Origin of the sequence: Pseudoalteromonas sp. PS5, assembly GCF_004103255.1 — a bacterium.
GTDB lineage: Bacteria > Pseudomonadota > Gammaproteobacteria > Enterobacterales > Alteromonadaceae > Pseudoalteromonas > Pseudoalteromonas peptidolytica.
Genome location: NZ_RCSQ01000113.1, coordinates 1 through 6,464 on the forward strand (window position 1 = coordinate 1; position 6,464 = coordinate 6,464).

6 protein-coding genes are annotated in these 6,464 nt (G+C 41.8%); 1 reads left to right on the forward strand and 5 read right to left on the reverse strand.

What is annotated here, in order from left to right:
• Positions 1–276: 276 nt before the first annotated feature.
• From D9603_RS14525 to D9603_RS14545, 5 genes are all read right to left on the reverse strand, one after another.
• Positions 277–618, reverse strand: a complete 342-nt coding sequence (locus D9603_RS14525) for a chorismate mutase (protein ID WP_128731851.1) — start codon at positions 616–618, stop codon at positions 277–279.
• A gap of 11 nt (positions 619–629) precedes the next feature.
• Complete coding sequence (locus D9603_RS14530; protein ID WP_206644504.1) at positions 630–2,675, reverse strand: GMC oxidoreductase; 2,046 nt, start codon at positions 2,673–2,675, stop codon at positions 630–632.
• 20 nt (positions 2,676–2,695) lie between these two features.
• Positions 2,696–3,916 carry an aminotransferase class I/II-fold pyridoxal phosphate-dependent enzyme gene (locus tag D9603_RS14535; RefSeq protein WP_128731852.1) on the reverse strand — a complete coding sequence of 407 codons (1,221 nt, stop codon included), beginning with the start codon at positions 3,914–3,916 and terminating at the stop codon, positions 2,696–2,698.
• A gap of 13 nt (positions 3,917–3,929) precedes the next feature.
• Positions 3,930–5,105 (reverse strand): PLP-dependent transferase, encoded by a 1,176-nt coding sequence (locus D9603_RS14540; RefSeq protein ID WP_161972757.1) that lies wholly within the window; start codon positions 5,103–5,105, stop codon positions 3,930–3,932.
• 246 nt (positions 5,106–5,351) lie between these two features.
• Positions 5,352–5,624, reverse strand: a complete 273-nt coding sequence (locus tag D9603_RS14545) for an HU family DNA-binding protein (RefSeq protein ID WP_125252977.1) — start codon at positions 5,622–5,624, stop codon at positions 5,352–5,354.
• Positions 5,625–5,746: 122 nt separating this feature from the next.
• Between D9603_RS14545 and D9603_RS14550 the strand changes: the two genes are divergently transcribed.
• A complete protein-coding gene (locus tag D9603_RS14550) occupies positions 5,747–6,334 on the forward strand; it encodes an inner membrane-spanning protein YciB (protein ID WP_128731854.1) in 588 nt (195 codons plus the stop codon).
• Positions 6,335–6,464: the final 130 nt, after the last annotated feature.

The following is a 6,464-nucleotide window of genomic DNA, read 5'->3' on the forward strand; positions in this document are numbered from 1 at the left end:
ACCCAGAAGTAATACCAATTTTCTTAATTAAGTGGTCTATTTTGAGGCGAGAAAATCTTGTCGATAACCAGGCAAAAATTTTGCTATTTAGTTGTTCTAAATAAGAAATTTTTAACGCGGTTAGCGTCAGATTTACTCCTTCAAATTGCGCAAGTATTAAGTCAAATTGGTATAAACGCTCAGTTGAGGCTAATCGCATCAAAATAAAAAAGGGAGCCTGCTATTTGCATCACTCCCTTTACTTACATGAGATCCGTTAACACTCTATCGACACGCTCACAGTCCTTTGATCCTCTTTGCTTGAGCGGCTTTTGAATGCTTCATCAACACATTCATCAAATCTCGCGTTAAAAACTCAGACAAACCGTTTTTCTTGGCATGTGTTAAAGCCCGCTCCAGAACCAAATGTTCGCGTTGAAGATCCTCTACGGGCAGGTGAAAAATTGCCTTCAAATCACCGACCTCAGAAATCTTTATAAACCTATCAGCAATCAAATTAATTAATTGCTCATCTATTTGATTAATACCACTGCGAAGCTCTGCAAGCGCATTGGAATAATCACCGTCGTAGCTGTGCTTAATTGGAAGTTTAGTATCACTTTCGTAAGATAAAGCCATGTCTTTCTCCTTTATTTGCTGCAACCTCGGCTAGTCGTTAGCTCTGAAGATATTTCTGCCATACAATATTCAGCAACCGCCGCTATAGTCCAAGCAGGTGTACAAGCGCCTGTACTGCCGGGGATCAGTGAACCATCAATGACATATAGTCCTTTAACCACATCACCATTCGCGTTTTTAACTCTTCCGTAACTATCACATGCTTTACCAAGTACACAGCCACCTAGCGGGTGTGGTGTCATACCATAAGCCACATCAAAATGTTCATTCTCGGCAGCTGAATTACCTGTTAATGTACGTTTAGTGTTAGTGCTACAGTGCAGCGGTCCTTGATACCCTTTGAACTTTGCTAGTTTTGTTGGATCAACGCCAGCTGTATTTGCTGCTTTCCAAGCGTTTAGGGTATTAATAGCCGTATTGATTGAATCTCCCATTCCACCTTCAAACTTGCCATTTGCTTCAATGGTTTGCGGATAAGAGAGTTGGTAGCTACCATCAGCTTGTTTTACAAATTGACCCGGAGCCGTATTTTGGCATACCCCCATCATTAATGTATTTTGAATCGAAACACTCTCTTCATACCAAACGGGGTAAACCACCATTTTGGTAAATGGAGACGCGTTATTCTCTTGTAGATATGTTTTGGGGTCGTCGCTAAATTGGAAGTCACACTCAGCAGAGCCTGGGCCGCCATTTGCAGGTCGTACTGGCTCATTGCAAAGCTGTGTTGCAAATAAGTCGCCATTTTGTCCCCATAATTTACCAACATAGGGGCTCAATGATGGAAGACCCGGTTTGCTATTATCTGTACAGCTTGGTGAATTTGCTGACTCTAGTAACAACCTTGCGCTGTGCATAGAGCCTGCTGATAAAATCACATTTTTAGCTTCGTATATTATCTGCTGCGGTGCATCAACTTTATTTTCATCAATTTTGTTAACAATAATGCGATAAGAAACCTCGTCAGTGACTGGATCAACCAGTTGGTTGATACTTGTCACTTCGCTTAAGCATTCAATATCTAACATATTTGTGGCTTTGGCTTGAGCTAAGTAGTTTCTATCTAAGCTATTTTTTATACCGTACAAGATTTTTTCTTTGCCCTGCTCTACTTCTGAATAGCTATTCATGCCGTACCACATTTCACCAATGGTCGCCGATGGTAGTACTTTGCAAGAAATTTCGTTTGCTACTACAGACCAGTCCAGCGCTAGCGTACTAAACTTAGGGTCTATCGATGAAATACCGTAGTCGCATAGCACAGTCTCTTTTGACTGCAAATTATTTGCTTGACTCAGGAACACACGTGTAGAGAGGTAATCAGGAGCAGCTGCGATAGAGATCTGGTCTTGATTACGATGCTCCGCCAAATCAACCATAGTGGTTTGATCTATCTGATTTGGAATGTCACAGCTGTCAATATTTAAAAACGGCAATGTAGTATTCGTGCCATTACACTCACTCACCATAGTTGTTGGTGACATTATTTTCTCTACAGTATCGTAGTAGTTTGCTATCTGGTCGTAGTCTAGTAAGTTGTTCTCTGGGCAATCCGGATCTCTGAACGCTAGGTTGAACGCTTCACAAGATGGCTTCTGAAAAATAGTGTTATACACTTGAGATGTTCCACCAAGCCCAGCACCCACCCATACTGTCATGTTTTGCGCCTCAATCGTTTCCACTAACCCCGGATATTTTGCAACTGGGCGCTTGGCAAACACACCATCGTTAAAGTTGAGTGGCTTATCATTTAGACTTGGATCGCCAACTGGTGTACCAAATGGCTCTTCCGTTGCCATCCATGCTGAACGGCCGTCAGGCTGGCGATAATTACAAAATGGTGGAGTTGGCGTTTGCGCCGTCTTAGGTTGGTCATCGCGAGTTAAATTTCCCCACCAGTCTTTACCGCGTTCAAGCAATAAAACCGGTTTATTATCAGGCGTGCCTTTGGGATATTTCTGACAAAGCCTCAGTGCAGCAACACTACCTCCAAAGCCTGAACCTATAATGATAGTGTCGAACGTTGTCGGTTTACCGATTGAGTTTAAATTGCTCATTGTATTTTCCTTTTCAATAGTTAAGCGACATGGTCGCCAGTAGCATTTGAACGACTACAAGACAGAATGCTTTCTTTTATTGCATTACCAACAAATTCAATATCTTCCTGTGAGCACACAAGGGCAATACGGATGTAATTTTGGTAATCATTTACTGCATCAGCACTGATGGCAAGGTAATGCCCCGGTAAGGCTTTGATACCAAAATGCTGGTATAAGTGCCCACAGATCTGCTCTGAAGGACAGCCAGTATCAAGCCACAGATAAAATCCGCCTTGCGGTACTTGATAACTGGGTAGTGCTTCAAGGTACTGTGTTAACGCCGTGAATTTTTTAGAATAAGTTTGGCGATTTTTGCATACGTGCTCCTCATCAGACCATGCAGCCTGTGAAGCGCTTAGTTGAATAGAGGACAAAGAAACACCATGATAATTTCTATATGCCTGAAGTTTCTTTATTAACGTTTGATCTCCTGCCATAAAACCCGATCTTAACCCCGGTAATCCGGAGCGCTTTGACAAGCTGTGGACAGCGAGGCAATTGTCAAAGTGGATATTTCCCATCGCAACACAAGCTTCAAGTATTCCTGTCGGGGCATAAGGTTCAATATAAATCTCGCTGTAGCACTCATCAGCAACAAGGATAAATTGGTGTTCCTTTGCAAGCTCAATCAACCTTATCCACTGTTTAAGTGAAAGCACCTCACCCGTTGGATTGTTTGGAGAGCAGACAAACATCAAGTCTATTTGCGACCAGTCAGTGAAAGTGTCCGATGCGTCTGCTGTCAGTTGATGAAGTTGCTTGTGCGTAATGCTTTTTACTCTTGCCCCTATATTTTCAGCGCTGGCTAAGTAAATCGGATAGCCTGGGTCTGGCATCGCAATTGTTACCTGCTCTCCTTGTTGCAGCTGCCGGTTAAAAAGCGCGATTGGTAGCATGAAGATCCCTTCCCTACTGCCAGCCAAAATAGCAATTTGCTCAGGCGAAATACTAAAGTCACGACTACTGCCATATCTAGATTGCAGCCAACGGGAAATAGTAGTTTGCAACTCATATTGCAGCGATGCTCTGGGATACAACGCTAAATCACTATATCCCGCAGGGATTGTAGACAATACTTTTTCGTCAAGCGCTACATTAGGCTCACCAATACTTAAGTCTAGTTCCGGCTTATTTGGGGAGCTGCCGCTAAGAAGAGCGCTAAGTCTAGATTGTGGGTATAAACGTTCAGCAAAATGCATGCCTTTGCCTCCCTTACATCACAATCTCACGGTGGCTTTCTACTAAAGCATTCACCTTTTGTTTAGCTTCTGGAATGACTGGCTGGTCGCTTTGGACTATGTCACACATAAGCTGCGCCACTTCTGTACTGTCTTGCTCTGTAAAGCCAAGTCGAGTGATTTCTGCAGTACCGACCCGCATAAATCCATCACAAAAGATCCCATGAGCCTTCAGTTTATCTCTATACTGCAATCCCTGATCTTTATCCAAAAGAGGAAGTACCTGATGACAATACGTTGAGTGCGAGAAGTCTGAGTTGCGCTCTCCCCTAAGTACAATGCCATTACTAGAGAATACACGGGCAAAGCATCTGGCATTTTCCACGACTTGTTTAGCATATTGTTGCCACGGTACTTCATCTAGAGTAAGTCCCAAAGCAGCAATACGAGCCAAGTGTGGATTACAAACCATTGTCGGCCCATTTAAAGGAGTGAAGTTTGATACTAATTCAATCTTAAAATGTAACGACTCAGAGTTAGTGACTATGATCCCCCCCTGAGGACCTGGAAAAGTTTTATGTGTTGAGCCAAATAAGATGTCTGCACCTTCGTCTAGCGGATTTTGATATTGCCCACCAGCAATAAGTCCTAAACTATGTGAGCCATCGTAAGCAACAACACCACCATAACTATGAACAATTTCACTTATTTCTCGCACAGGCATTGGCACCATGAAGATCGATGCCCCAAGCACAACTAGCTTAGGTTGCTCTTTGAGTAATAGCTCAATACATGCAGCTCTATCCAACTGCCACTGCGCATCATCAAATACAAGCGGCAAAGAGTGACGGTGAAAAACTTCATATTGGAAAGGATATCCGCCACCTGGAAAAAAAGGGGGAACCCGAGCCACCTTATCACCAGGCTCCGTCAATGCAAAAATAACCGCCATTAAACTATTACTACCTGAAGTTGGGGAAATATTTGCGAATTTGGCAGAAAAAACCGACTTAGTTTTCTCAATAGTAAGACGGGTTATCTCCTGCGAGATATCCGTACCTGCGTAGAAAGGAGCGGCATACCTTGATGCCAGATCATTTGATAACAGCTCAGATACTGGATCAGAGAGCCTATTTTCACTCACAATTAAATTAATAGCTTGGCGACGACACTGCTGGTGTGCATTAGCTAGTTCGATAATAGTATTCATCCTCATTCCCATTTAAAATTTAGAACAAATAAATACTAGCTAACAAAGTGTTTAAAAGTTAATTACATGGTATTACACTACATTACGTTGCTCGCTACGCTCATGAAGAAAGCACAACAAAGCCATACTGGGTGATAGGAAGGGAAAAATAAACTGATTAATTGACAATATGATAGTACGAAAGGGAGCTTAAACTATTGCATTTTTGACAAAAGTACCCACTCCACCACCGTAATGAAAAATATGCTACTGGATTTGGCTTTTTAATATTTTTGCCGGCTTGAAAAGGATTTTATTCTGACCTTCGATGGTAATTGTTTCCCCTGTTTGTGGGTTTCGCCCTTGCTTAGCTGGATGATAGCTCAATGAGAAGGTACCAAGGCCATTTATTTGCATCTGATCCCCTTCTGACAAACGCTTTTTAGTCACTTGCAAAATGACGCTCAACGCTGCTTGTGAATCTTTCTTTGTTAATCCACTTAACTTCGCCATTTTTGTAACTAAGTCGCTTTTATTCATGCAAATACCTCTGAACTATTCAATAAGCGGTGCAGGCTATGAGTTTCGTCGATGAAAGTCAATATTGATGTTCTAGTCGTAACTTGGTAAAACCTAAGCAATCAATTTAGTTAGGATCGCGAATGTCATTTTTAATTGAATATCTACCGCTTATTCTCTTTTTCACTGTCTATAAATTTGTTGACATTTTTTGGGCAACTGGGGTGTTAATCGTAGCCTCTCTTATTCAGGTTACGCATCAATATTTTACCAAAGGTGAAGTTGCTAAACGTCACTGGATTTTCCTAGCGATAGCCATCATTTTGGGCGGGATGACGATTTTATTCCACGACGAACAATTTATAAAGTGGAAGGCCACCATTGTGTACGCTATTTTGGGGAGCGCGTTGATAGTTTCTAAGTACCTGTTTAACAAAAACTTAGTAAAAACGGCGCTTGAAGGCGTATTGAGTTCTGTTGCAGAAAAAGAACAAAACCAAAACCAAAACCAAAACCAAAACCAAATTACCCTACCAGAAAAGGACTGCGATCAACTAAACCTATTTTGGTCGGTGTTATTTTTCTTTATTGCTGCACTAAATATTTACGTGGCTTATAATTTTTCGCTCGACTTTTGGGTAAACTTTAAAGTTTTCGGACTTATTGGGTTAACCTTTGTCGCTTTGCTTTTCACGATGTTTAAAATCCAAAAGTATTTACCAGAAGACTAGTCTCCCGCAACACTCGGTTTCTTTCTAGCTGCTATAGTTATCATCAAACAGATAGCTATAGCTGCACTGTGCTGCAGCATACTTTTGGGGAAACCGCTGTGAATGCTAGCCAATATCGTTGGTGTGAACT

Coding starts and splice junctions, on each gene's coding strand:
- D9603_RS14525 (WP_128731851.1), bottom strand. CDS start 618: ATGGCTTTATCTTACGAAAGTGATACTAAACTTCCAATTAAGCACAGC.
- D9603_RS14530 (WP_206644504.1), bottom strand. CDS start 2,675: ATGAGCAATTTAAACTCAATCGGTAAACCGACAACGTTCGACACTATC.
- D9603_RS14535 (WP_128731852.1), bottom strand. CDS start 3,916: ATGCATTTTGCTGAACGTTTATACCCACAATCTAGACTTAGCGCTCTT.
- D9603_RS14540 (WP_161972757.1), bottom strand. CDS start 5,105: ATGAATACTATTATCGAACTAGCTAATGCACACCAGCAGTGTCGTCGC.
- D9603_RS14545 (WP_125252977.1), bottom strand. CDS start 5,624: ATGAATAAAAGCGACTTAGTTACAAAAATGGCGAAGTTAAGTGGATTA.
- D9603_RS14550 (WP_128731854.1), top strand. CDS start 5,747: ATGTCATTTTTAATTGAATATCTACCGCTTATTCTCTTTTTCACTGTC.